Below are 25926 nucleotides of genomic sequence, written 5' to 3'. Positions count from 1 at the left end.
GGTACCCCTGCCGAGAGGGGAAGGCCCGGGTTCGCCTCTGATCAAGCATAACCATGCAGGTCGGGGCAGACCCGGTTCCGGGCACACCCCAGGAGAGTTTGATGACCTCAGCAACCATTCCCGGCTTGAACGGGACCGACGACAAGCTCCCGACCCAGCATGCCGAGCTGCTTGCGTGGGTCCAGGAGGTTGCCGAGCTCACTCAGCCCGATCGCGTCGTGTGGGCCGACGGATCCGACGAGGAATGGGATCGGCTGACTGCCCAGCTCGTCGAATCCGGCACTTTCACTCGTCTGAACGACGAGAAGAAGCCGAACTCGTTCCTCGCGAACTCCGACCCGTCGGACGTCGCGCGCGTCGAATCCCGCACCTACATCTGCAGCGAGAACGAGATCGACGCGGGCCCGACCAACAACTGGATGGCGCCCGACGAGATGCGCGCCACCATGACCGACCTGTACCGCGGCAGCATGCGCGGACGCACCCTCTTCGTGGTGCCGTTCTGCATGGGCCCCCTCGGCGCCGACGATCCGAAGCTCGGTGTCGAGCTCACCGATTCCGAGTACGTCGTCGTCTCCATGCGCATCATGACCCGCATGGGTGCCGCTGCCCTCGAGAAGCTGGGCACCGACCGTCCCTTCGTCAAGGCCCTGCATTCGGTGGGCGCGCCGCTCGAAGCCGGTCAGCAGGACGTCGCGTGGCCGTGCAACGACACGAAGTACATCACTCACTTCCCCGAGACCCGGGAGATCTGGAGCTACGGTTCCGGTTACGGCGGCAATGCACTGCTCGGCAAGAAGTGCTACTCGCTGCGTATCGCCTCGGCAATGGCCCACGACGAGGGCTGGCTCGCCGAGCACATGCTCATCCTCAAGCTGATCTCGCCCGAGAACAAGCCGTACTACATCGCCGCGGCATTCCCGTCGGCGTGCGGTAAGACCAACCTCGCGATGATCCAGCCGACCATCCCGGGCTGGCGCGCCGAGACCCTCGGTGACGACATCGCATGGATGCGGTTCGGTGAGGACGGCCGACTCTACGCCGTGAACCCGGAGTTCGGTTTCTTCGGTGTCGCCCCGGGCACCAGTGCCGATTCGAACCCGAACGCGATGCACACCATCGAGGCAGGCAACACCATCTACACCAACGTCGCCAAGACCGACGACGGTGATGTGTGGTGGGAGGGCATCGGTGGCGACAAGCCCGCTCACCTGACCGACTGGCTCGGCAACGACTGGACTCCCGAGTCCGACACGAAGGCTGCTCACCCGAACTCGCGTTACTGCACGCCGATGTCGCAGTGCCCGATCCTCGCCCCCGAGTGGGACGACCCGCAGGGTGTGCCGATCTCCGCGATTCTGTTCGGTGGACGTCGTAAGACGACGGTCCCGCTGGTCAGCGAGTCGTTCGACTGGCAGCACGGCACCTTCCTCGGTTCGACGCTGTCGTCCGAGCAGACCGCCGCAGCCGAAGGCAAGGTCGGCAATGTTCGCCGCGACCCGATGGCGATGCTGCCGTTCCTCGGTTACAACGCCGGCGACTACCTCAACCACTGGATCAATCTCGGCAAGAATGCCGATGAGTCCAAGCTCCCGAAGATCTTCTACGTCAACTGGTTCCGCCGTGGCGACGACGGCCGCTTCCTGTGGCCCGGCTTCGGCGAGAACTCCCGCGTGCTGAAGTGGATCGTCGACCGCATCGAGCACAAGGCAGACGCACAGTCCACGGCCATCGGCTACGTACCGACCGCAGCCGACCTGACCCTCGACGGCCTGGACGTCGACGCCGCGGACGTCGACGAGGCCCTGAAGGTCGACGTCGACGAGTGGAAGGCCGAGATCGACGGCATCGCCGAGTGGTTCGAGTTCCTCGGTGAGAAGGTGCCCTCCGGCATCCGCGACGAGTTCGAGGCACTGAAGCAGCGCCTCGGCTGAGTCCGACCCGCCTGTAGCCGAATGCCCCGTGTAGGTCAGTTGAACTGACCAGCACGGGGCATTCGGTGTCTGCGGAGATCGGCGTGTTCAGGCGTTCTGTGTAGCCACCCACTCATCGAGTCGACGTTTCGCCTCCTCCGGCGGAACATCCTCGACGCGCGTCATGACGGCCCAGCGATGCCCGAACGGATCGAGGAGGGAAGCGAAGCGATCGCCGGTGACGAACGTCGACGGTTCCTCGAAGACCTGTGCACCCAGCGACACCGCGCGAGCGAACGTCGCATCGACATCCGCGCAGTACAGCACGTACGAATGGTTGACGTTGTTCGTGCCATCGGGGGCGTGCAGCCCCATCGACGGATGCGGGTCGCTCAGCTGCATGCGGCCGTGGCCGAAATCGAGTTCGGCATGCATGACAGCTCCGTCGGGGCCGTCCTGGCGGTCGACGAGTTTCGCGCCGAACGCGTCGGTGTAGAACTCGATCGCTTTCGCCCCGCCGTCCACGACGAGGAACGGTGTCAATGCGGTGTAACCGTCGGGAATGGGATTCACGGAATTCGTCATGCTGCCCAGTGTTGGACCTGAGGGCGGCACCTGTATTGAAGGAACCCGACATGGTGCGTCGTGGGCAACATGATGCAATAGGTATATCGCACACCACAGCCGGTCCCTGGTGGCCGGGAGAGGATCAGCTATGAGCGGGATCTACAACAATGTCACCGAGCTCGTCGGTCGTACCCCGATCGTCAAGCTCAATCGGCTGACCGAGGGCCTCGGCGCAACCGTCGCTGCCAAGCTCGAGTTCTACAACCCGGCCAACAGCGTCAAGGACCGCATCGGCGTGGCGATCATCGACGCCGCCGAGAAGTCCGGTGAGCTGAAGCCCGGCGGCACGATCGTCGAGGGCACCTCCGGCAACACCGGCATCGCGCTCGCCATGGTCGGCGCAGCCCGCGGCTACAAGGTGATCCTGACGATGCCCGAGACGATGTCGACCGAGCGTCGTGTCATGCTCCGTGCCTACGGTGCCGAGATCGTCCTTACTCCGGGTTCCGAGGGTATGGCCGGTGCAGTCGCGAAGGCGAAGGAAATCGTCGAGTCGACCGAGAACGCGGTGTCGGCGAGCCAGTTCGCGAACCCGGCCAACCCGCAGATCCACCACGACACCACCGGCGAAGAGGTCTGGAACGACACCGCCGGCGAGATCGACATCTTCGTCGCAGGCATCGGCACGGGTGGCACACTCACCGGTGTCGGCCGCAACCTCAAGGCACGCAAGCCGGGTGTGAAGATCATCGGTGTCGAGCCCGCCGATTCGCCGATCCTCACGGGCGGCAACCCCGGCCCGCACAAGATCCAGGGGCTCGGCGCCAACTTCGTTCCCGAGGTCCTCGACCGGGAGATCTACGACGAGATCATCGACGTCCAGTTCGACGACGCCGTGAAGACGGGTCGTGCGCTCGGCACCGACGAGGGAATCCTCGGCGGCGTGTCGGCCGGAGCGAACGTGTGGGCCGCTCTCGAGGTCGCAAAGCGCCCCGAGAACGCAGGCAAGCTGATCGTCGTGGTCGTGCCCGACTTCGGCGAGCGTTACATCTCGACGCCGCTCTTCGAGCACATCCGGGACTGACCGTCGCTGTGAGCATTCTCCGTACTCTCCGTGAGGACCTGCAGGCTGCGCGCGGCAACGATCCCGCCGCGCGCAGCGATGTGGAGAACGCGGTCGTGTACTCCGGTCTGCACGCGATCTGGTCGCACCGTGTCGCGCACCGGATGTGGCTGGTACCCGCATTGAAGGGGCCGGCGCGGGTCCTCTCGCAGTTCACTCGGTTCCTCACCGGAATCGAGATCCATCCCGGGGCGACGATCGGCCGGCGTTTCTTCATCGACCACGGCATGGGCGTGGTCATCGGTGAAACAGCGGAGATCGGTGACGACGTCATGCTGTATCACGGTGTGACGCTCGGTGGCCGGTCGCTCGCGAAGGAGAAGCGGCATCCGACGCTCGGTGATCGCGTCACCGTCGGTGCGGGAGCAAAGATTCTCGGGCCGGTCGTGATCGGCGCCGACAGTGCGATCGGCGCGAATGCGGTCGTCACACGAGATGTCCCGGCCGACTCGATCGCCACGGGTATCCCCGCGACTGTGCGGTCGCGGAAGAAGCATGAGCCGCTGGTGGATCCGACCACCTACATCGATCCGGCGATGTACATCTGAAGATGCAGCACCCTGGTTCGGCCCGCAAAAACTGTGTCGCCGAACGGCATCGAGGGGGCTGTTGTGTGTGCTTCATCGAAAGAAAGCGCACACAACCGCCCCCTCGGCGGGGCCTGCGGTCAGTCCTGGTAGCCGGGCGGGTACAGCACCGACTTGGTCTCGCAGAACGCCTCGAGCCCTTCCGGTCCGTTCTCCCTGCCGATGCCGGAGTTCTTGAAGCCGCCGAACGGTGATCCGGGATCGAAGGCGTACCAGTTGATTCCGTAGGTGCCCGTGCGGACACGCGAAGCGACGTCGAGGCCCTTCTCCACGTCTGTGGTGTACACCGATCCCGCCAGTCCGTAGTCGGAATCGTTCGCGATCTTGATGGCGTCGTCGACGCTGTCGTACGGGAGCACCGACAGGACCGGCCCGAAGATCTCTTCCCGGGCGATGGTCATCGAGTTGTCGACGTCGGCGAAGACCGTCGGTTCGACGAAGTAACCCTTGTCGAGGCCCGAAGGACGGCCGCCACCGAGTACGAGGCGTGCCCCCTCTTCCACGCCCTTCTTGATGTAGTCCTCCACGCGGTCGCGTTGCTTCGCGGAGATCAGGGGGCCGAGCTGGGCGTTCTCGTCGGACGGCGGGCCGACGGGGAAGAACGCGGCGGTGGCGACGATCTTCTCGACCACCTCGTCGTACCGCGACCGCGGTGCGAGAATGCGGGTCTGACCGACGCAGGCCTGCCCGGTATTCATCAGACCGGACATGACGAGCATTGCGATGGTGGAGTCGAGATCGGCGTCCTCGAGGATGATTGCGGCAGACTTGCCGCCGAGTTCGAGCGAGCAGCGCTTGAGGTTGCGTGCGGCGATCTCACCGATGTGCTTGCCCACGGCAGTGGATCCGGTGAAGGTGATCTTGTCGAGGCCCGGGTGCGACACGAGGTGCTCGCCGGTCTCGGCGCCACCGGGCACCACCGACAGCACCCCTTCGGGGAGGCCTGCCTCGGCGAAGATCTCGGCGATCACGTTGACGGCAAGGGGAGATTCGGGTGCGGGCTTGAGGACCACGGTGCAACCGGCGAGCAGTGCGGGACCGAGTTTGTTGGCGCACAGGAACAGCGGCACATTCCACGCGATGACCGCGCCGACCACGCCGACGGGTTCGCGGGTGACTCGGGTGCGGCCGAACGAGCCGTTGCGTTCGTCGACCCAGGGAAACGAATCTGCCAGTCCTGCATAGAAATTCAGTGTCGCGAGTGAGGGGGTCATCTGCATCATCTGCACGGATGCGGCGGGCTGCCCCATCTCGGACGAAACGAGCTCGGCGATCTGCGCGCCGCGCTCTTCGATGATCTTCGCGGCCTTGCCGATCACTGCTGCGCGCTCTGCCGGGCTCATCCGCGGCCACGGTCCGTCGTCGAACGCGGTGCGTGCCGCGGCGACTGCGGCGTCGACGTCCTTCGGTCCGGCGACGGGTACCGAGCCGACCCGTTCCTCCGTGGCCGGGGAGAACACCTCGAGCCTCTCGTCGGTCGACGGCGCCACCCACGTGCCGCCGATGAACACCTTGTCGTAGTCGGTCATCATTCGCCCCTCTTCGTTCACGCCGGATCACCCCGACACTAGAACACGTTCCACATTTTCGAAAGGGTCGATTCACGCTCGCGGTGGCGCGGCGGCGCAGCGATGCCCACACTGGAAGATGCCGACCGTCAGGAGCAGACATGGCAGAGAACAATCCGTTCGGATTCGATCCCGACGACATCGACCGGGTGGTCCGTGAGGCAGGGGAAGAACTGCGCGAACTCAAAGACCGGATCTTCGCATTTCTCGACCAGCCTGCCGCGCCGACGTCACGGCAGCATCCGCAGCCGGAAACCACCGGCGAGGCAGGGGACGGCGTATGGGTCATCTACACCGCCGACGCCGACGGTGTGGCTCGCATCGACCAGGTGTATCCGTCGGAGCTCGAAGCGCTCCGCAGTCTCAAGGGCAACACCGACCCGGCCCGGTCGGCGCGGTTCCTGCCGTTCGGGATGAGCGTGAGCGTGCTCGACCGTCAGCCGTGATGAATGTACGACCGGAGCTGATCGCGTTCGGCCTGTAGTTCGTCGATATGGCTCTTGACCACGTCGCCGATACTGACGATCCCCAACAGCTTGCCGTCGACGACGACCGGCAGGTGCCGGATGCGCCGCTCGGTCATGGTCGCGGCCAGGCTGTCCACGCTGTCGGCGGGCCGGCATATTGCCATATCGACCGTCATGACCTCGGACGCCGTGGCGACGAGTATCGATGGACCTCGTTCGTGGAGCTGCCGGACGATGTCGCGCTCGGTGACAATTCCGACGACGTCGGTGCCGTCGACGACGACCACCGCGCCGATGTTGTGGCGCGCGAAGTCTCCGATCAGCTCACAGACCGTGGTTCCTGGGGGAACCGTCTGCACCGCCGAACCCTTGTTCCGCAAAATTTCGGCAATCCTCATCGGATACCACCGATCCGTCCCACCGTGCCGGGCTTGTCGAGGTAGCGCTGGTCCAGTCAGGGTAGGTCCTCGGGACTCGTACGCAGCCGTTTGGTTACCTACTCGTGACCATGGGCGAGCGCAGCGGCACCGGCGAGCGTTCCCAGTGCGCCCAACGACGCAGGCACGATGCGCAGCTCCTCGATGAACTCCAGCCGGGCCTGTCGCGCAGCAGACGCCAGCATCGGACGCCACAGCGGTCTTCCCGACTCCGCGAAGCCACCGCCGACGACGACGAGTGACACGTCTGTCAGTGCTGCCGCCGACGCGATGACCTGCCCCAGCGCCGTTCCTGCGCGTTCGAGCGCAGCTGCCGCGATTCCGTTGCCGTCCTGCGCTGCTGCCGCCAGCGCAGCGCCGTCCCGCCCCTGCCAGCCGCGTGCCCTCGCCCACCTCACTGCAGCAGTGCCGCTCGCCACCGTCTCGATGCAGCCCGCGCCACCGCACGTGCATTTCTCGAATCCGTAGGCCGACACGATGTGGCCGATGTGGCCGGCGTTCCCCGTGCGGCCGGATACGAGGCGACCGTCGAGGACGATGCCGCCGCCGATCCCGGTGCCGAGCACCACCCCGAGCAGATCGTTCGTTCCGCGCCCAGCGCCGAATCGATGCTCGGCCAATGTGGCGGCAGCGCCGTCCATCGCCAACGTGACACGTGCGCCGGGGAACACGCTGCGCACAGCCTCCACCAGCGGAAACTTCGAAGACCACTCGGGGATGTTGATGGGGGAGACGGTGCCGCGGCGTGTGTCGACGGGCCCTGCCGCCGCGATCCCCACCGAGGTGATCGGCTCGGCCCCGGCCACCTCGCGCAGCACTGCGGCGCAGGCATCCCATACGGAAGCCTCGGGTACGGGCACCGTCTTCGGCTCGACGGGTGTTCCGTCGTCCGCGACGAATGCGGCCGCGAACTTCGTACCGCCGACATCGAGAGCCAAGCCGGTCATGACGCGACTTCGGCCGATCCGCGGCGTCGCAGCACGAGCACCAGGTTGCTCACCAGGAACTCGCGTACGCCCGGCACCCGAACGAGCGGCCACGCCCACCGCGGGTGGTATCGGGGGAACGCGGCGAGCAGCTCACCGTCGGGGGTGGAGCGGGCCCACCCGAGTCCGTCGGTGCAGCCCACTTCGAACAGCGACACACCGTATCGGTTCTTCGGTTCCTTCCCGTGCTTCCTGGCGTAGCGGCGCGCCGCGTACTCGCCGCCGAACGCGTGCCACGGGCCGGTCTCGTGCCCACCGAACGGGCCCCACCACAGCGTGTACGAGAGCACCATCAGCCCTCCGGGTCGTGTGACCCGCAGCATCTCGTCGGCCATCACCCACGGCTGCGAAACATGTTCTGCGACATTCGACGACAAGCACACGTCCACCGACCCGGTGCGCAGTGGAAGCGCGAGGCCCGACCCGCGGACGGCGCCACCGACCTGCAGGCCGGCCGCGTGCATCTCGGACGGATCGGGCTCGATCGGCACGTAGCGCGACCCCACGTCGGCGAAGGCGTCGGCGAAGTACCCGGGCCCGCCTCCGACATCGACGACGGTGGTGCCCGCGAGATTGTTTCCGGTCAGACCGGTGTAGAGGTCGTCGACGAGGTCGACGGTGTCGCGGGCCAGACCGCCGTAGAACTTGTCGGGTGCGGTCTGCTCGAAACGGAAACTACCGAGCAGACCGATGGAGCGCCGCAGGGTGGCACGGCGTTCGAACAGCCGGGTCACACGGGGAGCGATCGTGGTCTTCGAGGGCACGTCGAACCACAGTAGTGCCCGTAGCAGGCGCCGTCGTGCACCTGCATCCCGTGCGCACCCGCTAGTGTGTCCGTGACATCCACAGCGTCCGTACGGGCGTGCGGTCAGCTATCACCGGGGGGTAATCCGCGTGCGGGAGGTTCTCTTGCTCTGCTGGCGCGACAGCGGGCACCCACAGGGAGGTGGCAGCGAGCGCTATCTCGAGCAGGTCGGCGCACAACTCGCTGCACGCGGTATCAAAGTCACCCTGCGCACCGCGTCGTATCCGGGCGCGAGCAAGCGCGACACCATCGACGGTATCGACGTCAGCCGCGGAGGCGGCCGTCTCGGTGTGTACCCGCGCGCTCTCGCTGCCATCGTCGCCGGGCGTCTCGGCTTCGGCCCCCTCAGGGGCATCCGCCCCGATGCTGTCATCGACACCCAGAACGGCATCCCCTTCTTCTCTCGGTTCGTTGCAGGCGCACCCGTCACCGTGCTCGTGCACCATTGTCATCGCGAGCAGTGGCCCGTCGCAGGCCGTGCGATGGCGAAGCTGGGATGGTGGATCGAATCCACCTTGTCGCCGCGAGTGCACCGCAGCAACCAATACCTGACGGTGTCGCTGCCGTCGTCCGACGAACTCCGGATGCTCGGTGTCGACCACGAGCGCATCGCGGTGGTCCGCAACGGCGCCGATGCCATCCCGGCGGGTGTGACCCCGGGTGGCGATCACACCCGCACTGCCCACCCGAGCGTGTGCGTGCTGTCTCGGCTCGTGCCGCACAAACAGATCGAGGACGCACTCGGTGCGGTCGCAGCCTTGCGCGACCGCATTCCCGGCCTGCACCTCGACGTAGTCGGTGGTGGCTGGTGGGAACAGAACCTGCGCGACGTCGCCGCCGAGCTGGGGATGGACGATGCCGTCACCTTCCACGGCCACGTCTCGGAAGACCGCAAGCACGAGGTGCTTTCACGGTCCTGGCTCCATGTGATGCCCTCCCGCAAGGAGGGATGGGGGCTTGCGGTGATCGAAGCTGCGCAGCACGGTGTCCCGACGATCGGATACCGCAGCTCGAAGGGCCTGACGGATTCGATCGTCGACGGTGTCACGGGTGTCCTCGTCGATTGCGCCGACGACCTCACCGCGGCCGTTGCGGAACTGCTCGGGAATTCCGAGCGTCGCACCGAGCTGGGCGACAAGGCCCGGATCCGGGCGGGTGAGTTTTCGTGGGAGGCCACCGGATCCGGTGTGCTCGCAGTGCTGACCGCCGTCGCGTCGGGGCAGCGGGCGTCAGGCCTGTTTCCCCGGATCACGCCGGAGGAGATCGGCGAGGGCGCCCAGCAGCTTCGATATGCGGGCACGTAGACGAATTCCCAGCATGCCGGCAGCCCCGACAATCATCACCAGTATCAGCAGCAGGTGCGCGAGGATCACCACGCTCCGACCGGACGTCTCCCGAACCCAGGCTCCGTCGACCTGATAGACGGACAGATCGTCGTCGCTGTAGACCTGCGTGAGCCGGTCGAGTGTCTCCTCGGAGCGGCCGTGGTCGCCGGGTGTGCCGTGCTGGACCAGGACCCAGCCGACGCCCCGCGCCGCCAGATCGGACGGATCTGCACCGCCTTGCAGGAGTCGTTCGACGTCGACGGCACGTGCGCCCTCTCCCTGCACCGCGCCACCTTCGACGATGAGGGTTCCGGTCTGCAGCACGTCGGCACCCAGCATGCGGGGCGTCGGGTCGAGGACCGCCACGGGGCCGGAATACTCGAACCGGCGGAACATGCCCGTGGGCATCACCGCGACGTCACCTTCGTTCGCGGTGACGATGCGTGCCACCTGTTGCCACCCGTCCGGATACCGAATCGGTCGCACGTGGCCGCCGACACCCCATGCGAGGTCGGGGAGCGCCCCGACCACGACGACGACCGCCAGCGCCGCCCACGCGATACCGCTGCGGGCCCGGTCGGGAGTGAAGTGCCGTCGCAATGCCCCGACTCCGGCGGCCGCGGCCACCGCGTAGAGCGGCATTGCGAGTGCCACCCACTTCTGGGTGTCGCGCAGCAACCCGGCCCCGGGGACGTGCACCATCGCCCACTCTCCGAGTTGCAGACCTGCCGCGGTGGCGCCGAGAGCCGTGCCGAGCACGGCGACGACCGCGACGACAGCCAGCGCGACGATCACCGGGTTGCGGCGCCTGCGCCACAGTGCGGGCAGTCCGGATGCGACGACGCCGAGCAGCAGCAGGGTCCCGACGAGTGCCCACGGCGTCGTGCGTGAGCCGGGCACCGCATCGGCATTCCAGATCCCGCCGAGGCCGGCGACCGAACCGATCGTGCCCAGCAGTGGCTCCGCCCTGGCCGCGAATGCGCTCACACCTGCCGGATCGGCCTCGGTGCCGCCACCGGACAGGGCTGTTGCGACGAGCCATGGCGCCGATACCGCCACTGTCAGGGCGACGGCACCTGCGAGCCGCCCTACCCGAGGCGCGCGGCCCCCGGGCATTGCGAGGACCACGACCGTGGTGGTCGCAGCGAGGAGCACACCGGTGGGCGTCAGTCCCGCCACCGCGAGCCAGAACGCGAGGGCCCACCAGCCGCCCCCCGAACGTCGGCGTACCGCGACGGCCGCGCACACGACCCACGGCAGCGCTGCGTAGCCCGCGAGGAGACTCCAATGTCCCTGCAGCAACCGTTCACCGACATACGGGTTCCAGATCGCGACGGTCGCCGCCACCACCTGCGGGGGCACTCCGGCGCCGGGCAGTAGAACCGAAACGAGCCGCGCCGCGCCGACTCCCGCGGCCCACAGTGATGCAGCGAGTAGAGCCGTGACGGCGACACCACCGTCGACGACGGTCGTCACCCAGGCGAGCAACGCATCCTGGGGGACTGCGCGGGCCGCGGCGTCGGACAACCCGAGCGCCGAATCCGTCAGATACGAGCGGGGCGTGCTCACCGCGTCGCGTAGTAGCAGATAGCCGTGCGAGGTGAACAGCGGACCGAGCACCACGACGGTGAGCGCCAGCGACCACAGCGCAGGCACGAACGTCGGTGCGAGAGCCGACGGGGACGTCGTCGTGCGCTCGCGGTGCAAACCCCGTATGGACATGGCCGCAGACTACGGTGCGCACGGGTGCGAGGATGGGCGGATGCCGCCACAGAACACGCTTCGCCGTTCCGGGACCGGAACCGCGGTGGCCGGGATGACTATGGTGACCGCGGGCGCCATGACCGCCAACATCGCGTCCTACCTGCTGCATCTGCCCGCCGGACGGTGGCTGGGCCCCGCAGGCTACGGAGAGTTCGCGAGCCTGCTGGCAGCCCAGCTGGTGCTCGCGGTGCCTGCGCTGGCGTTGCAGACCGTCATTGCGCGTGAAGCCGTGCACGGCACGGGCACCGCGGTGCTGCGTCGACTCGGCCACCGATGCGCACTGATCGCCGCTGCAGTCGCTGTTGTCCTCGTACCGGTGGTGTCGTGGGCACTGGAGACGAGCATCGCGGGCGCGTTCGGGTCGCTGGTGACGGCGCCGCTGCTGGTGCTCCTCGCGACCGAACAGGGACTCTTGCAGGGGCGTGCCCGGTTCGGGGCGCTGAGCGTCGTTCTCGCTGCTGCCGGAATCGCGAAGGTCGTCCCTGCCGTCGCGGTGCTTGCCGGTGGCGGCGGACCGGGTGCTGCGCTGCTCGCAGGCGCGGCGGGCACAGGCATCGTGGCGGTGGCCACCGCGGTGTTCGTCGGTCGCGGCGAGCCTGCACCCGCCGCTGGGGCCGCGGAGGCGCCGACCCGTGTACCTGGAGCGGCCGCGGTGTTGCGCGCCTCGCAGGTCCAGCTCGCGTTGATTGCGCTGACATCGCTCGATCTGATGCTCGCGCGCATGCTGCTCGATGCCGACTCCGCTGGCCTCTATGCACTCGGGGCGGTCGCGACGAAGGTCGCGTTCTGGCTGCCGCAGGCCGTGGGGGTGGTGTTGTACCCGCGGATGGCGAACCCGGCGGAGTCGGCTTCTGCCGTGCGTTCGGCGCTCGCGGTCCTCGTCGGTCTCGGCGCGGTGCTCGTCGCGGCAGCAGCGATCTGCGCGCCCATCGTGCCGATTCTCGTCGGCGACGCCTACGAGCCCGTCCAGTCCCTACTATGGTTGTTCGCGTTGCAGGGTGCGTGCCTCGCGGTGCTGCAGGGCGCGTTGCTGTCCGCGATTGCCGGAGATCGCACCGCGCTGGCCGGTGTCGCGTGGGTGGGTCTCGCGGTCGAGGCCGTGCTGATGGCGACGATCGCGTCGACGGTGGAACAGTTCGTCGCGGTGGCCGTCGGTGTCGCAGCCGTCACGGCAGCGGTGGTGTCGGTGCTCGCTGTCCGCGGGGCATCCGCGGCGACCGAGTCGTCTCGGCTCGGACATGCGGAACGCCGCCCCGCACCGTGAGGTGTGAGGCGGCGTTCGTTCGGCCTTGATCAGTCCTGAGTGGGGGGCTTGTTCAGGTCTGTGCGGGGAATTTCCTGCGTCTGGTCGGTGGTCCAGTCCCGCTGCTCCGGCTCCTGCGGAAGATCGGAGCGGGGAATGACCTCGGTGCGATCTTCCGTGAAGTCGCGCTGCGTGTCGGCCGCATGGGCACCACCTGCACCCGCTGCTGCGGCCGAGGCCGGACCGGCGGGTGCCGGGCTGCCTGCCGCGGCGGCACGCCGACCACCGTTTCCGCCACCGCGGAGACCGAGGAAGAACCCGACGATCAGCAGGATGACGCCGAGGATGGCGGCGATGATCGGCAGGGTCTTACCGAAGAGCGACAGCTGGTCCTGGCCGTCGCGGGCCTGCTCGAGCTGGAATTCGATGGTCGGTTCGTCGAACGGCAGCGTCACGTCGAGGACGGTCACCTCGGGGGTGTTCGCCTCGCGTGCGTAGTACTGGTCCTGCTGTTCCTGACCCTTGACGACGACACCGGTGATCGGGTCGACCCACAGGTCTCGGACGTTGTTGTACCAGCGGGTCATCTCGACGGGCTCGTCGCCTTCACCGACACCCCACGTCGAAGCGGGAAGCTCCAGCTTGTAGGTCGGAGCGCTCGGGTCGGCCTCCGACAGGTCGACCGGGCCGATCTCGTGCTGGAAGTGGTAGACAGGCATGCCGTTGATCTCTTCCTCACCGATGAAATCGATGGGGTAGGTCTCACGGGCATTGATGTCGTAGTACGGATACGACTCCTGCTTGACGTCGAACGGGAACTTGTACTGCAGGCCTTCGCGGTTGTCGATCTCCTCGCCCGGCGAATCCGCAGACGTCTGGATCGTGCTCACCCGATCGGGGTACTCCTCCTTCGACACCGGCATCGACGACACCCGGTCGATGGTGAGCCGGTCGACGGTCGCGGACACGAGTCCGGTATCGCCCTGCATGTCGAGACGACGCACCGTCTGACCGGCCTGGAGCGTCATGATCTCGCCGTCGGCCGGATCCTCGACGGTCACGAAGCGCTGCGCCACGATCGGGACGTCGGTGTCGACCTGAGCGTTACCGGCGAGCAGCGCACGCGAATTCAGAATGTCGCCGGTGCCTTCGGCGACCGTCGTCACCTCGAGGTCGAGCGGCGTCTTCTTCAGCTTCCCGACGGTGTACGTCGGGATCAGAATCGCGATGGCCAGAAGGAAGGCTCCCAGGCCCACCAGAATCATTGCCAGTATCCGGCCCGAGCTGGAACGCTCAGCCATGCTGTATCTCCTCACTCAACGGTTTCATCGAGTACCCCCACCGGCAGCAGGGCTGCACGGATCGCCTGGCATCCGACCCGCGAACACCACGTGAGCCCAGACACTAACAGCCCGGGGTTCGGTGATGCGCGCCCGCACGCCGGGTGCCCACACTTCTCGTATCGGGCACTACACGGCACACTGTTCGACGATGACCGCTCTCAACATCCCGTCCCGCCCCGCGTCGGGCTTTCTCCCCGCGCTGGAAGGTATGCGAGGTATTGCCGCCGTAGGCGTGCTCATCACCCATGTCGCATTCCAGACCGGAGCGGTTCACGATCCTTGGCTCGGCAGGGTGTGGGGCCGATTGGATCTCGCGGTGGCCTTGTTCTTCGCACTGTCGGGTTTCCTGTTGTGGCGCCCGCATGCGGCTGCGGCACGCGAGGAGACCGATCCTCCGTCGACCCGCCGGTACTTCGTCTCGCGCGCGACCCGGATCCTGCCGGCCTACTGGGTGGCGGTGATCCTCATCCTGTGGCTGCTGCCCGGCGCGGGGGGTGGGCCGACGGTGTGGTGGGCCAATCTCGCGCTGGTGCAGGTGTTCGTTCCGCTGACCCTCACCGAAGGGCTGACCCAGATGTGGAGTCTGTCGGTGGAGGTGGCCTTCTATCTCGTGTTGCCGCTGCTCGCGTGGTCGGTCAGAAGTCTGCGCGGTCACGCCGCCCGCTTCCGGATTCCGGTCCTGCTGGGTGCGGCCGCGTTGTCGCTGGCGTGGGTGTGGGTACCCGTGCCCACGCAGGACCACATCAACCACGACAACTGGCTGCCCGGTTACCTGCCGTGGTTCGCGGCGGGCATGCTTCTCGCCGAACTTGCCGCGCACCCCCCGACGTGGATGCATCGCCTCGCCGCGAAGCGGCACATCATGGCGATCGCGGCACTCGTTGCGTTCGGTCTCGCGACGACACCGCTCGCAGGCCCGGCAACCCTCACCACCCTCGAACCGTGGGAGTACAACGGCAAGATCGTGCTGGGCGCGCTGGTGAGTTTCGCGTTGCTGGCTCCACTCGTACTCGCGCCGCGCACCGAACATCGCATCCTCGCAAGTCCCCTCGCACTCACGATCGGCCGCTGGTCGTACGGAATCTTCATCTGGCATCTCGCCGTGCTCGCCGTCGTCCTTCCGGTGTTCGGCATTCCCGCGTTCCAGGGACGCTTCTGGTTCGTGCTGATCGTGACGGTCGTGCTGAGCGTCGCGGTGGCGTCCGTGAGCTACGCGTTCGTCGAAGAACCTGCGCGACGGATGTTTCGTCGCTGGGAACGCCGCCGCCAGAACTCGGGTACCTCCACAGCGCGCGCCGCCGCGACACCGACTGCGACCAATCCGACCAGCGCCGCGAACTGAATCAGGTACGAATGTCCGACGTAGCCGTCGGGTGAGCGCCACGGCCCCGTCGACAGTAAGGCCATCGCGAGCATCGTCGACCCACCTGCGATGCCGACGAGCATCCGCGATGCGGTCGTCGAACCTCGACGTGCGGCCACGGTGATGGCACCTGCCGCGCCGACGGCCGTCACCGCGACCCCCGCAGCGCCCGCGACGACGAAGGAGGCGAGTGCGACCCCGATGAGCGCAGCGGTCGTCGAATGCCACGTCCGCGGTGCGGGACCGGGGTCGGGTACCGGGCGGCGGCGGGGCAGGAATGCGAGTGCGAACAACGGAATCAGCAGCAGAAGACCCCCGAAGATCCCCACGCGATACCAGCGATCGGTCGCGAATTCGAGGGTGACGGTGCCGTCCGTTCCCGCGGGCACGATCCAGCCCTGCTGCCATCCGTCCGCGATGAGCGGCGTCAGCTCGGTGCCGTCCGGCGCGGAGGCAACCCATCCGACGTTCGTGCTCTCCGGCACCACGATCAGCTGATCGGAGTCGGATGCGGGCACGTGCAGTTCACGCAGGTTCTCCGTCCACGTCCCCATCTCGAGTTCCACGGGGTCGGTACGTGGGGGTTCCGTCCCCACCAGAGGCAACTGCATACTCGACGCCACGAACGCGGTGCCCGGCTCGACGTCCACATCGACCCGGCCCGCACGCATCCCCGCCGCGTCCGTGTCGCACAGGGTCGCAGGAATTTCCGCGCCTTCCGCGAGGTCGCGGACCGTCCCGGTCACCGAGGTGTGGTAGTCGCGGCCGTCGATCGTGATCACCGGTCCGGTGTCGCACCCGATCGTGACAACGCGGTTGTAGATCGGATCCTGCGCGCCGATCGGACCATTTTCACCGAGAATGGTGATCTCGGCGAGTCCCGGGGGCGTCTCTTTCGAGAACCCGAGGATCGTGCGATCGATCGTGTCGACGTGATCGACGAGGGTGATCTGCACTTCGTCGGTGAAATGCGGGGTCACCTCGATCTCGCCGGAATCTTCGTCGACTTCCCGGACCTGCGGGCCGTTCCCGAGGTTCACCGAGACCCGGGTGGGCGCGGCGGGGAGCGCCCCCAGCGAGGTTGCGAGCTCGAGACCCGTCACCACCTGCGGTGACGGCAATTCGAGGGTCAGGGTGGGATGCGGCGCCCCGGACTCGAGCGAACTCTCCTCCGCGGTCCACGACGTGCGCGGGTCACCGTCGGTGGCGGCGAATGCCGAACCTTGCAGGTCCACCACGTCGGCAGCACCGCGGGCGACGACCCGATCGGATCGGTCGATCACGTCGTCCAGTGCTGGCCCGGGGCGGGCGCGTACCCACAATTGCGGCGTCACCCACGACTCGGTCGGAACGTTCAGGGTGCGGGTGAACAGGTTCGGTTCCTCCGGCGCGGTTGCCAGGCCGAACGCGCACCGCACCCGGTCGGGGGTGTCGACGCAACTACCGCGACCCGGGAACTCCTGCCGGAGATCCCATCCGCGCACAGCGGTCCCGTCGGAGGGGCCGGGCACGACGATGCGCCGCCGGATGTCGAGGAACTGCGGGTCGGAGCGGTCGGTGTGGTCTTCGAGCGCGACCTCGGACAGTCCGAACTGGTTGCCGCGGCTACCTCCCTCGGCGTACGTCGCGGTGATCCGGATCCAGGTAGTCGTGCCCAGCGGCAACGCCACGGTCTGGGGAGTGCCGGGCTTCTCGACACGGACGGCGGTGCTTCCCCGGTCCGTGGTCACCTCGAGCCACTTCACGGGTGCACCCAATGCACCCGAACTCGTCGTCAGGTGCAGGATGCCGGCGTCGATCGGGGTGTCGAGGTCGAGTTGCAGCCATTGCCCGATCGCGGATTCGAGTCCGTTGCTGTGCCAGCCGGTGGTGGGGTCACCATCGATCGCGGCGGCAGGACCACTGCCGACCGATGTCCCGCCGAGCTGCGTGGCGTCCGACGCGGCACTCGACACACTGATCCGTGCGCCTTCCCATTCGGCCTGCACGAGTTCGGTGTCGGGCACGGGATAGTCGGGTACCAGATTGTGGGTGCGTCGCTCGTCGCCCTCGGCGCGGATCGTCGACGAATGGTGATCGACCTGCCCGTAGTCGGTTTCCCGATCGGTGGGGGTGTCGGTCACGGTGAGGGCGTCCGGCTCGCGTCCAGCGCGTGCACTGTCGGCCGCGAACACCCGTGGACCCACATGGCCGGGGTCGGTGGTGTTCAGGCTCAGCAGCGACTCGGGTCCGCCCTGCACGACGGGCACCGCCGCGGCGTCCACCGTGTACGGCCCGACAGGCGCGTCCGCCGGTTCGGCGACCCGGTAGATCTCGACCGCCCGATACACCGGACGCAGATCGGCGTCGGCGACGACGCCGTCGGGCTGGACGCGTTCGATCTCCGAGCCGAACTCGGCGACCCGCTCGATGCCCGGCGACCCCTCGACGGCCCGGTGCACCAGCGCCGGACGTGCCGCGGGGGAGGTGTCGGGATCGAGATCGTTGCGCACCACGAGGTAGCCGATTCCCATGCTGCGCAGCGTTGCCGCGAGCCCGGGCGACGGGCGGCCGTCGGCGATGAGTCGCTGCACCGAATCGAGGGCACGGATCGCGCCCGGCGGCACCAACGGAACCGCGTCGCGTGAGGCCCACGGTGTGGACGCGAGTGCCTGGATCGGTTCGTCGCGGGTCAGACCCCAGATCTGGCTTCCGAACGGTGCTCCGGGCAGGATCAGGGCGCGCTCGCCGCGTTCGTCGGTGTGCTCGTCGAGCCACTGTGCGGTCTCGTGCCAGTATTCGGGCACCTCGTCGTATGCCCCGCGCGGTGCGAGTTTCCCGGTCCACGCGAGCGACGTCGCGAGGGTGGCAGCGACGAGCACCAGGGTGGAGAAAGCGAGCATCGGGTTGCGTTCGGGATGTGCGAATGCGGTGCGAGCCTGCCGCCACGGCACCGAACCGGGCAACGGCACCCACCGCAGCAGATGCGCCAGTCCGAGGACGAGCGGAAGCCGCACGAGCGGCTCGAGTTTGTGCACGTTGCGTAGCGGCGCACCCGTGGAATCGAGGAACAGCCGGACCTGTTCGGCAAACGGGGAACTCAACTCGCCGACGTACCCCGCGCCGAGGCCCGCGACACCGACGAACAGGATCAGTGTCCACCGGCCGCGCCCAGGCATCGTGCGCATTGCCAGCCCTGCGAGACCGGCGGCGGCGAGCAGTCCGGTGACGAGCACCGCGGCGGGCTGGGTGACCAGCACGGCCCCGGCGATGCGTTCCGGCGACACGAACGGCGTCCAGCTACTGGTGCCGCGCAGCACCTCGGCCAGCGACGTCCATTCGGTCGTCACCCCGGACGACTCGATGAAATCCAGGAAAGGAGGACTGACCTTGCCCAGTAGCAGCAGCGGCACCATCCACCACGTCACAGCGACCACACACAGCGGCAGCCACCACACGGTGAAACGCCACCAGCGTCGATTCGGCCGGTGCGCGATCCACCACAGGGCCGCGACTAGGCATGCCGCAGCGGTTGCGACGGCATTGATCGCGCCCATCAGCGCGACGGCGACGGCGGACTGCGCAGCGAGAACACGGTGCGAGCGCGCCCCCCGACCGTTCAGATAGCGCACCACGGGCAGCAGCACCCACGGCGCGAGCATCAGCGGGTGTGCTTCCGACGAGATGGATCCGAGGGTCGTCAGGACACGCGGCGACAACACGAACACGGTCGCCGCGATCACGCGCGAGCTCCGGCTGCCGATTCCGAGTGCTTCGGCGAGCCGGACAAGACCCCAGAAGCCGGCCACGAGCAGCAGCGCCCACCACAGACGCTGCGTGATCCACGGAGGGATGTGCAGAACCTGCCCGAGAGCGAAGAACGAACCGTGCGGGAAGAAGTACCCGTACGCCTGGTTCTGTACCTGTCCGAGCGGTGCCACACTGCTCCACTGGTGAGCGGCGCGCGTGAGGAAACCGATCGGGTTCTGCGTCAGGTCGTATTTGGTGTCGGCAACGATCAGGCCGGGGACTTGCGCGAACGAAAGGACGAACGCGACGGCGGTGACGACATACAGCCACCGCCGCGACAGTGGTTCCGCGTTCGGTGAAGACTCGGCGGCGGAAGGTTCCGCAGCGCCGCGCGTACGTGAACTCGAAGCGTTGCCGGCGCCGTCAGCGGCTGCCGTACTCAACCTGGTTCAAGAGGGACGAATCAGCGTTGCCGCTGCGATCGATCTCGGGACGAGAGTTCTCGGATACCGCAGCAGTGACTCCGAAGACTGCGACGGCGCCGACGACGACACCGGCCACCGCGCTGATCAAGCCTGGTCCCAGGAACTTCCCCATGCCCAACTCCCCATCATCGATCGACTCACGTCGTTTGGTTCCGCGTCAAGGTATCACCCCGGATAGCGGAGACGGTGCCAGCGCACCGTCTCGACCTCTCACAGGCCGATGGTGCCCAGCAGTGTGCGCAGCTTCGCGGTGGTCTCGGCCAGCTCGTCGTCGGGGTCCGACCCCGCGACGATGCCGCCACCGGCCCATGCGACGGCGCGCAGCCCGTCGGCGCTGAGCTCGGCGCAGCGGATCGCGACGAGCCAGTCGCCGTCGCCGTTCGAGTCGCACCAGCCGACCGCGCCGCCGTAGAAGCGGCGGTCGCCTTCCGTCGCCCTGATCGTCGCGAGAGCCGCCTCGGTGGGTGTTCCCGCGACCGCAGGTGTCGGGTGGAGGGCTGCGGCAACGGAGATCGCGTCGGTGCCCGGATCGCGCAGTGTTCCGATGATCGGGGTAGCGAGGTGCCACACATCCGGCGTCGAAGTCAGTTCGGGCCCGGCGGGGATGTCGAGGTCGCGGCACAACGGGCCGAGTCGCGCCCGGATCCAGTCGATGACGAATGCGTGCTCGGCTCGGTTCTTCGATGACGCCAGCAGTTCGTCACCGGCCTTTCGGTCGGTCTCCGGGTCGGTGTGACGCGCGGCGGTGCCGGCGAGTGGACGACACGTCACGGTCTCGCCGCGCACGCTGACCAGCAGTTCCGGTGTTGCGCCGACGAGAGTGTGGCCCCAGTAACGTTCTTCTGCGGCACTGAGATCGAGTGCGTAGGTCGTTGCGTCCGGATGACGGTCGATCATCCGTGCGGCCAACGCCAACGGGTCGATCGGTTCGTCGGCCTCCAGTGCCACGCGGCGGGCGGCGACCACTTTGTCGAACTCGCCGAGTTCGAGCCGCTCGATGAGTGACCGCACCCGCGCGACATGAACGCGGGGGAGGGGGATCTGCGCAGTCATCCGCACCGTCGGCAGATCGGGGAGGCCTTCGGGGGCCTGCCATGGCCCGTCGGTGATGTCGACGGTCTCGGGTTCGGTCAGCGCGGCCGCCCGGTCCGGGTTGAACGGCAGGGCTCCGGCGATCAGATCGGCATTGCCCCGACGCAGAGCCGTCGACGCCGCGGTGACATCGGAGAACAGACGCCGCGTCCCGATGGCGTGTACAGAACGATCGGCGCGCGAGAGTAGGAATCCGTCCATGGTGAGACGACGATATCGCCCGCGCATCGTTGTCGATGTAGTGCGGGGCGATTTCTGTGATGTGAGCGTCAGCGGCCGGGCGGGACGATCAGGACCGGCCGGTGGCTGTGGCGGAGTACGTGATCGGCGACCGAGGACTGCAGCAGCGAACGGAGCCCTGTGGTGCCGCGAGTGCCGGTGACGATGATGTCGACGTCCAACTCGTCGGCGGCCTCGATGATCGCCGACCACACCGCGTTGACGACCTCGACGGTGCGGCCCTCGGCATGCAGGCCGAGCGAGTTGGCGAGTTCGAGGCCTTCCCGGTTGGTCACCTTCGCGTCGGAGAGGGCAACGTCTTCGTTCTCTTCGTCGGGCACCCACTCGGGCTGCATGACACCCGACAGTCCTGACATCCGCGCGGCCTGGCGGACCATCGGCTCCCACGCGGTGACGACGATGGCACGGCACGATTCGAGGAAGCGACCCGCGTATTGCACGGCGCGCTTGGAATTCTCGGATCCGTCGTAGGCGATGAGGATCAGGTCTGCGGCCAACGTGCACTCCTCCAGGTCGTGTACGTGAAAAGCTCTCGTTCGGCGGTGGTTGGCTGCACGATACCCCGGTCAGCGGGTGGTGGGGAGGCCCCTCACACGAGTCGACTACCGTCGAGGATCATGCGGATCCGACACAGCCTCGCCGTCGCGCTCACCTCGGCACTTGCGGTCACGGCCTGCGGTGCAGGCGACACCGCCGACGCTCCGTCAGCGGAGCCGTCCGCGACCCTGGAATCGACGGCAGCCGGGTCGACGACCGCGTCGTCATCGACGGAGGCCGGCCCGGCGACATCATCCGCCCGGCCCGAGGCCTGCGGCGACGAACTGCTCGCGTCACTGTCGCTGCGTCAGAAGCTTGCACAGCTGCTCAACGTCGGTGTCACCGGTGCTGACGATGCACTCGCGATGATCCAGGCAGAACAGATCGGCGGAATTTTCGTTGGCAGCTGGACCGACCCGGCAATGCTCGCCGAGCGCCAGATCCCGGGGGTGGCGGCGCAGAGCCCGCTGCCGCTGATGGTGACGATCGACGAAGAAGGCGGACGCGTGTCGCGGGTCGGGGAACTGCTCGGTCCCGATCCGTCGGCGCGTGTCACCGCGCAGACCATGACTGTCGACGAGACGTATCGGATGGCGCTCGAACGGGGGCAGGAACTGCGTGAGCTCGGCATCACGGTGGACTACGCCCCCGACGTCGACGTGAGCAGTCAGCCCGACAACTCCGTGATCGGCGACCGTTCCTTCTCCGACGACCCGGCCGTGGTGACCGACTACGCCGGGGCGTATGCGCGAGGGCTCCAGGACGCGGGCATCATGCCGGTGCTCAAGCATTTCCCCGGACACGGCTCGGCGTCGGGTGATTCGCACACCGGTGCCGTGACCACTCCACCGCTCGATGAACTCGTCGCGAAAGATCTCGTTCCTTATCGGGAACTGGTCTCGCCCGATGTCGCGGTGATGCTCGGCCATCTCGATGTTCCCGGCCTGACCGACGGTCTGCCCGCGAGTATCAGCCCCGCGGCAGTGGAGTTGTTGCGCACGGGCACCGGTTACGGCGGCTCGCCGTTCGACGGCATGATCTTCACCGACGATCTCTCGGGGATGCAGGCGATCACCGACTCCTACCCGATCACCGAGGCGGTCGAGGCCGCATTGGTCGCAGGTGTCGACCAGGCGTTGTGGCTGACCACCGATCAGGTTCCGGCGGTTCTCGACCATCTCGAACAAGCGGTCGCCTCGGGTGATCTGCCTTCGACTCAGGTCGACGAGTCGGTGCGCACGGTCGCGCGTGCCAAGGGTGCGCTCGACTGCTGAACGCTTCGATCGCGCGGTGGATTCCGATTCCCTACCGTAGAGTAAGAAACAGTTCGTCACGTAGGTGTTGGAGGAGTCATGGCCGGCGGTACCAAGCGACTGCCCCGTGCGGTGCGGGAGCAGCAGATGCTCGACGCCGCGGTGGATGTGTTCTCCGAGAACGGTTTTCACGATACGTCGATGGATGCGATCGCGGCGCGCGCAGCGATCTCGAAGCCAATGCTCTACCTCTACTACGGGTCGAAGGACGAACTGTTCGCCGCGTGCATCAGCCGGGAGGGGCAGGCGTTCGTCGAGGCTCTCAAGCCCGCGGGCGACCTGTCGCTGTCGCCGCGCGAACAATTGCGCGTGGCGCTGGAGTCGTTCCTCGGATTCGTCGACGCCCACCGCAACTCGTGGATGGTGCTCTATCGCCAGGCATTCGGACAGCAGGCGTTCGCGGGGCAGGTGCAGAACAGCCGCGACCAGCTGATCGAGCTCACCGCGCATCTCCTCGAATCCAGCACACGCGACCCGGAGCCCGGAACCGACTTCCAGATCATGGCGGTCGCGCTCGTCGGTGCGGGTGAAGCCGTCGCCGATCGTGTCGCAGGTGGTGAGATCGAGGTCGAGAAGGCCGCCGACCTGCTCGAGAACCTCGCGTGGCGCGGTCTCGCAGGAAAGAAGAGGTCCGACCAGCAGGGCTGATCGGACCTCTTCTTTCGGACTGTGTGCCGGGACGCCCCCATCGCGCCCCGGCACACAGAGTCTCAGCGCACCGAAACTCAGCGCAGGGTCGCGGTGAGGTGCGGGTACTGCTTCTTCGGGTGCCGTACCGCCAGATCCCATCCGCCGGTATCTCCGTCATGTTGCGCGTAGACGCTCAGCGACGACGGCAGGAGTACCGGCTTACCGAACCGCACCGAATAGGTGACCTTTCCGGGGATTCGGCCCTCCACTGCCGACAGTGTGGCTGCAGCCGTCCACATACCGTGCGCAATGGACTTCGGAAACCCGAATGCCTTGGCACCCAGCGACGATACGTGGATCGGATTGCGGTCACCCGATACCGACGCGTACTTGTCGATCGTCTTCTGGTCGACGCGCAGCGTGGAGGTGGGAACGGCGGGGATCTCCTCGGCCTTCGGTTCCGGCTTCGGCTCGCCCGAGAGTGACGTGCGCTGCTGGTGCAAGAACGTCGACGTCTGACGCCACACCGTCTCGCGTCCCACATTGACGACAGTGACGAGATCGACGAGCAGGCCCTTGCGATGTTCACGCATGTTCTCGGCGTGCACACGCAGATCGAGAGGCTCGGTCGCCGAGATCGGCCGCATCTGCTCGATCACGTTCTCGGCGTGGACCGAGCCGATCGCGGCGAACGGAAATCCCTTCGACACCATCAGTTTCATCACGAGCGGGAACGTGAGAATGAACGGGTACGTCAGCGGCAGCGTGTCGCCGAAGCGCAGTCCGCACACTTTCGCGTACTCGGCGAGGTTGTCGGGATCGACGCGCAGTCCGCGGAGGACGAGCGTGTCGTCGGGCAACGTGTCGCCGGAGGCTCCCACGACCGGCAGCGCCGACAGCACGGCGCGTCCGTAGACGTCGAGGATCGACGGGCTCGCCGTGAGTTCGATCTCGCTCATCAAGCCCCCAGCATGGACTGGCCGCAGACGCGCACGACCTGCCCGGTGACGGCGCTCGACGCAGGACTCGCGAACCACGCCACGGTCTCCGCGACGTCGACGGTCTCGCCGCCCTGGCTCAGCGAACTCATCAGGCGGCCGCCTTCGCGGGTTGCGAGCGGAATCGCGGCGGTCATCGCGGTCTCGATGAATCCCGGCGCGACAGCGTTGATGGTGATGTTCTTCTTCGCGAGCACGGGGGCGGTGGCCTGGACGAGGCCGATGACGCCCGCCTTCGATGCGCCATAGTTGGTCTGGCCGCGGTTGCCCGCGATGCCTGCGATCGACGACACGTCGATCACGCGACCGCCCTCCGAGAGTGCACCCTTCTCGACGAGGACCTCGGTGATCTTCTGCGGGGCAATGAGATTCACGGCCATCACGGAGTTCCACCTGCTGTCGTCCATGTTGGCGAGCAGCTTGTCGCGAGTGATGCCTGCGTTGTGCACGATGATGTCGGCGCCGCCGTGCCGCTCGAGCAGGTGCGCGGCGAGCTTGTCGCCCGCGTCGGGAGCGGTGACATCGAGTGGGAAGGACGTGCCACCCACACGGTTGGCGGTCTGCGACAGCGCCTCACCGGCAGCCGGGACATCCGCGGCGATGACCGTTGCGCCGTCGCGGGCGAGGACCTCGGCGATCGTTGCGCCGATGCCACGCGCTGCGCCGGTGACGACAGCGACCTTGCCTGCGAGCGGCTTGTCCCACGACTCGGGAGCAGTGGCGTCACCGTCACCGACACGGACGACCTGGCCGTCGACGAACGCAGACTTGGCGGACAGCAGGAATCGGAGTGTCGACTCGACACCGGACAGGCCGGTCGAGGCCTTCGGTGAGACGTAGACGAGTTGGATCGTGGCGCCGCGACGGAGTTCCTTGCCGAGGCTGCGGGTGAAGCCTTCGAGGGCGCGCTGCGCGATCTGCTCGTCGACGGACGCCGCGTCCTCGGGCGTGGTACCGAGAACGACGACACGCCCGCTGGGGGCGAGGCCGCGGATGGCCGGCTGGAAGAACGTGAAGAGCTGTTCGAGACCCGCGGCGTCGCTGATGCCGGTAGCGTCGAACACGAGAGCACCGAACTCGGTGTCGGCAGGGTCGGCGAGCGGGTAGTCGTGCAGCAGCGCGCGGATCGGTTCCACCAGGCGGCCGTTGCCGCCGAGGAGGACGGGCCCCGGCAATGCGGGTTCACCGGGCTGGTAGCGGCGAAGCTTCTCGGGCTGTGGCAGACCGAACTGCTTCGCGAGGAAAGAGCCGGGTGCGGACGAGATGAGCTGGGAATAGAGCTTGGGGGCGCCCTTGGCGTCAGCCACGTTTCCACCTTCTTCGAATTCGGTCGTCGATGCTGTGGTCGACAACTAACTTACTCCTGAGTAAGAATAGTAGCCACAGTACGAGTCCATCCGAATGCGGGAGA

General features: G+C 67.3%; 21 protein-coding genes and 1 pseudogene. 9 read left to right on the top strand and 13 right to left on the bottom strand.

What is annotated here, in order from left to right:
- Positions 1-101: 101 nt before the first annotated feature.
- Complete coding sequence (locus HCA61_RS06205; protein ID WP_169687278.1) at positions 102-1934, top strand: phosphoenolpyruvate carboxykinase (GTP); 1833 nt, start codon at positions 102-104, stop codon at positions 1932-1934.
- Positions 1935-2021: 87 nt separating this feature from the next.
- On the opposite strand, the gene HCA61_RS06200 is transcribed toward HCA61_RS06205, so the two are convergent.
- The gene (locus tag HCA61_RS06200; RefSeq protein WP_169687277.1) at positions 2022-2498 is read right to left on the bottom strand and encodes a VOC family protein; all 477 of its coding nucleotides are present in this window, start codon (positions 2496-2498) and stop codon (positions 2022-2024) included.
- A 130-nt stretch (positions 2499-2628) separates the two neighbouring features.
- On the opposite strand from HCA61_RS06200, the gene cysK reads away from it, so the two are divergent.
- Together cysK and epsC are read left to right on the top strand one after the other, a co-directional pair.
- Complete coding sequence (gene cysK / locus HCA61_RS06195; protein WP_169687276.1) at positions 2629-3564, top strand: cysteine synthase A; 936 nt, start codon at positions 2629-2631, stop codon at positions 3562-3564.
- Positions 3565-3572: 8 nt separating this feature from the next.
- Positions 3573-4151, top strand: a complete 579-nt coding sequence (gene epsC, locus HCA61_RS06190) for a serine O-acetyltransferase EpsC (protein ID WP_169687275.1) — start codon at positions 3573-3575, stop codon at positions 4149-4151.
- Between the two features lie 119 nt (positions 4152-4270).
- Here the strand turns inward: epsC and HCA61_RS06185 are convergent, their stop codons facing one another.
- Complete coding sequence (locus tag HCA61_RS06185) at positions 4271-5719, bottom strand: aldehyde dehydrogenase (protein ID WP_169687469.1); 1449 nt, start codon at positions 5717-5719, stop codon at positions 4271-4273.
- A 140-nt stretch (positions 5720-5859) separates the two neighbouring features.
- Here HCA61_RS06185 and HCA61_RS06180 point away from each other — a divergent pair, with 140 nt between their 5' ends.
- Positions 5860-6204 (top strand): hypothetical protein, encoded by a 345-nt coding sequence (locus HCA61_RS06180; protein WP_169687274.1) that lies wholly within the window; start codon positions 5860-5862, stop codon positions 6202-6204.
- On the opposite strand, the gene HCA61_RS06175 is transcribed toward HCA61_RS06180, so the two are convergent.
- The 3 genes from HCA61_RS06175 to HCA61_RS06165 form a co-directional block, all read right to left on the bottom strand.
- Entirely contained in the window at positions 6195-6623 is a 429-nt protein-coding gene (locus HCA61_RS06175; RefSeq protein WP_169687273.1) for a CBS domain-containing protein, read from the bottom strand. The genes HCA61_RS06180 and HCA61_RS06175 overlap by 10 nt on opposite strands.
- A 98-nt stretch (positions 6624-6721) precedes the next feature.
- On the bottom strand, positions 6722-7609 hold the full coding sequence (locus HCA61_RS06170) for an ROK family protein (protein WP_169687272.1): 888 nt from the start codon (positions 7607-7609) through the stop codon (positions 6722-6724).
- The gene (locus HCA61_RS06165) at positions 7606-8382 is read right to left on the bottom strand and encodes a class I SAM-dependent methyltransferase (RefSeq protein ID WP_169687468.1); all 777 of its coding nucleotides are present in this window, start codon (positions 8380-8382) and stop codon (positions 7606-7608) included. The genes HCA61_RS06170 and HCA61_RS06165 overlap by 4 nt, the downstream gene beginning before the upstream one ends.
- Before the next feature lie 160 nt (positions 8383-8542).
- Between HCA61_RS06165 and HCA61_RS06160 the strand changes: the two genes are divergently transcribed.
- Positions 8543-9757, top strand: coding sequence for a glycosyltransferase family 4 protein (locus HCA61_RS06160; protein WP_169687271.1), 1215 nt, complete (start codon positions 8543-8545; stop codon positions 9755-9757).
- On the opposite strand, the gene HCA61_RS06155 is transcribed toward HCA61_RS06160, so the two are convergent.
- A complete protein-coding gene (locus HCA61_RS06155) occupies positions 9683-11500 on the bottom strand; it encodes a hypothetical protein (RefSeq protein WP_240958969.1) in 1818 nt (605 codons plus the stop codon). The genes HCA61_RS06160 and HCA61_RS06155 overlap by 75 nt on opposite strands.
- Before the next feature lie 100 nt (positions 11501-11600).
- Here HCA61_RS06155 and HCA61_RS06150 point away from each other — a divergent pair, with 100 nt between their 5' ends.
- The gene (locus tag HCA61_RS06150) at positions 11601-12806 is read left to right on the top strand and encodes a polysaccharide biosynthesis protein (RefSeq protein ID WP_206039745.1); all 1206 of its coding nucleotides are present in this window, start codon (positions 11601-11603) and stop codon (positions 12804-12806) included.
- 29 nt (positions 12807-12835) lie between these two features.
- On the opposite strand, the gene HCA61_RS06145 is transcribed toward HCA61_RS06150, so the two are convergent.
- Entirely contained in the window at positions 12836-14086 is a 1251-nt protein-coding gene (locus HCA61_RS06145; protein WP_169687269.1) for a DUF3068 domain-containing protein, read from the bottom strand.
- 124 nt (positions 14087-14210) lie between these two features.
- Between HCA61_RS06145 and HCA61_RS06140 the strand changes: the two are divergent.
- Positions 14211-15314 (top strand): annotated as a pseudogene (locus HCA61_RS06140) (acyltransferase); the annotation flags it as partial.
- Between the two features lie 23 nt (positions 15315-15337).
- On the opposite strand, the gene HCA61_RS06135 reads toward HCA61_RS06140, so the two are convergent.
- From HCA61_RS06135 to HCA61_RS06120, 4 genes are all read right to left on the bottom strand, one after another.
- Positions 15338-19663, bottom strand: a complete 4326-nt coding sequence (locus HCA61_RS06135) for an alpha-(1->3)-arabinofuranosyltransferase (protein WP_169687268.1) — start codon at positions 19661-19663, stop codon at positions 15338-15340.
- Positions 19644-19817, bottom strand: coding sequence for a DUF2613 domain-containing protein (locus tag HCA61_RS06130; protein WP_169687267.1), 174 nt, complete (start codon positions 19815-19817; stop codon positions 19644-19646). The genes HCA61_RS06135 and HCA61_RS06130 overlap by 20 nt, the downstream gene beginning before the upstream one ends.
- 98 nt (positions 19818-19915) lie before the next feature.
- Positions 19916-20998 carry an isochorismate synthase gene (locus tag HCA61_RS06125; protein ID WP_169687266.1) on the bottom strand — a complete coding sequence of 361 codons (1083 nt, stop codon included), beginning with the start codon at positions 20996-20998 and terminating at the stop codon, positions 19916-19918.
- A gap of 68 nt (positions 20999-21066) precedes the next feature.
- Complete coding sequence (locus tag HCA61_RS06120) at positions 21067-21534, bottom strand: universal stress protein (RefSeq protein WP_169687265.1); 468 nt, start codon at positions 21532-21534, stop codon at positions 21067-21069.
- A gap of 120 nt (positions 21535-21654) precedes the next feature.
- Here HCA61_RS06120 and HCA61_RS06115 point away from each other — a divergent pair, with 120 nt between their 5' ends.
- Together HCA61_RS06115 and HCA61_RS06110 are read left to right on the top strand one after the other, a co-directional pair.
- Positions 21655-22848, top strand: a complete 1194-nt coding sequence (locus HCA61_RS06115; RefSeq protein ID WP_169687264.1) for a glycoside hydrolase family 3 N-terminal domain-containing protein — start codon at positions 21655-21657, stop codon at positions 22846-22848.
- A gap of 78 nt (positions 22849-22926) precedes the next feature.
- Positions 22927-23535 (top strand): TetR/AcrR family transcriptional regulator, encoded by a 609-nt coding sequence (locus HCA61_RS06110; protein ID WP_169687263.1) that lies wholly within the window; start codon positions 22927-22929, stop codon positions 23533-23535.
- Positions 23536-23612: 77 nt separating this feature from the next.
- On the opposite strand, the gene HCA61_RS06105 is transcribed toward HCA61_RS06110, so the two are convergent.
- Together HCA61_RS06105 and HCA61_RS06100 are read right to left on the bottom strand one after the other, a co-directional pair.
- The gene (locus HCA61_RS06105; protein WP_169687262.1) at positions 23613-24476 is read right to left on the bottom strand and encodes a MaoC/PaaZ C-terminal domain-containing protein; all 864 of its coding nucleotides are present in this window, start codon (positions 24474-24476) and stop codon (positions 23613-23615) included.
- Positions 24476-25822, bottom strand: coding sequence for a 3-oxoacyl-ACP reductase (locus tag HCA61_RS06100; protein WP_169687261.1), 1347 nt, complete (start codon positions 25820-25822; stop codon positions 24476-24478). Before HCA61_RS06100 ends, HCA61_RS06105 begins: the two co-directional genes overlap by 1 nt.
- Positions 25823-25926 lie beyond the last annotated feature (104 nt).

The sequence above is a fragment of the Rhodococcus sp. HNM0563 genome (assembly GCF_012726195.1).
Classification (GTDB): domain Bacteria; phylum Actinomycetota; class Actinomycetes; order Mycobacteriales; family Mycobacteriaceae; genus Rhodococcus.
This window is presented reverse-complemented; position numbering and strand designations above follow the sequence as displayed.

Bases quoted from the DNA above. Each gene is read 5' to 3' on its own strand.
- HCA61_RS06205 (WP_169687278.1), top strand. From the start codon at position 102: ATGACCTCAGCAACCATTCCCGGCTTGAACGGGACCGACGACAAGCTC.
- HCA61_RS06200 (WP_169687277.1), bottom strand. From the start codon at position 2,498: ATGACGAATTCCGTGAATCCCATTCCCGACGGTTACACCGCATTGACA.
- cysK (WP_169687276.1), top strand. From the start codon at position 2,629: ATGAGCGGGATCTACAACAATGTCACCGAGCTCGTCGGTCGTACCCCG.
- HCA61_RS06185 (WP_169687469.1), bottom strand. From the start codon at position 5,719: ATGACCGACTACGACAAGGTGTTCATCGGCGGCACGTGGGTGGCGCCG.
- HCA61_RS06180 (WP_169687274.1), top strand. From the start codon at position 5,860: ATGGCAGAGAACAATCCGTTCGGATTCGATCCCGACGACATCGACCGG.
- HCA61_RS06175 (WP_169687273.1), bottom strand. From the start codon at position 6,623: ATGAGGATTGCCGAAATTTTGCGGAACAAGGGTTCGGCGGTGCAGACG.
- HCA61_RS06170 (WP_169687272.1), bottom strand. From the start codon at position 7,609: ATGACCGGCTTGGCTCTCGATGTCGGCGGTACGAAGTTCGCGGCCGCA.
- HCA61_RS06155 (WP_240958969.1), bottom strand. From the start codon at position 11,500: ATGTCCATACGGGGTTTGCACCGCGAGCGCACGACGACGTCCCCGTCG.
- HCA61_RS06150 (WP_206039745.1), top strand. From the start codon at position 11,601: ATGGTGACCGCGGGCGCCATGACCGCCAACATCGCGTCCTACCTGCTG.
- HCA61_RS06145 (WP_169687269.1), bottom strand. From the start codon at position 14,086: ATGGCTGAGCGTTCCAGCTCGGGCCGGATACTGGCAATGATTCTGGTG.
- HCA61_RS06130 (WP_169687267.1), bottom strand. From the start codon at position 19,817: ATGGGGAAGTTCCTGGGACCAGGCTTGATCAGCGCGGTGGCCGGTGTC.
- HCA61_RS06125 (WP_169687266.1), bottom strand. From the start codon at position 20,998: ATGGACGGATTCCTACTCTCGCGCGCCGATCGTTCTGTACACGCCATC.
- HCA61_RS06115 (WP_169687264.1), top strand. From the start codon at position 21,655: ATGCGGATCCGACACAGCCTCGCCGTCGCGCTCACCTCGGCACTTGCG.
- HCA61_RS06110 (WP_169687263.1), top strand. From the start codon at position 22,927: ATGGCCGGCGGTACCAAGCGACTGCCCCGTGCGGTGCGGGAGCAGCAG.
- HCA61_RS06105 (WP_169687262.1), bottom strand. From the start codon at position 24,476: ATGAGCGAGATCGAACTCACGGCGAGCCCGTCGATCCTCGACGTCTAC.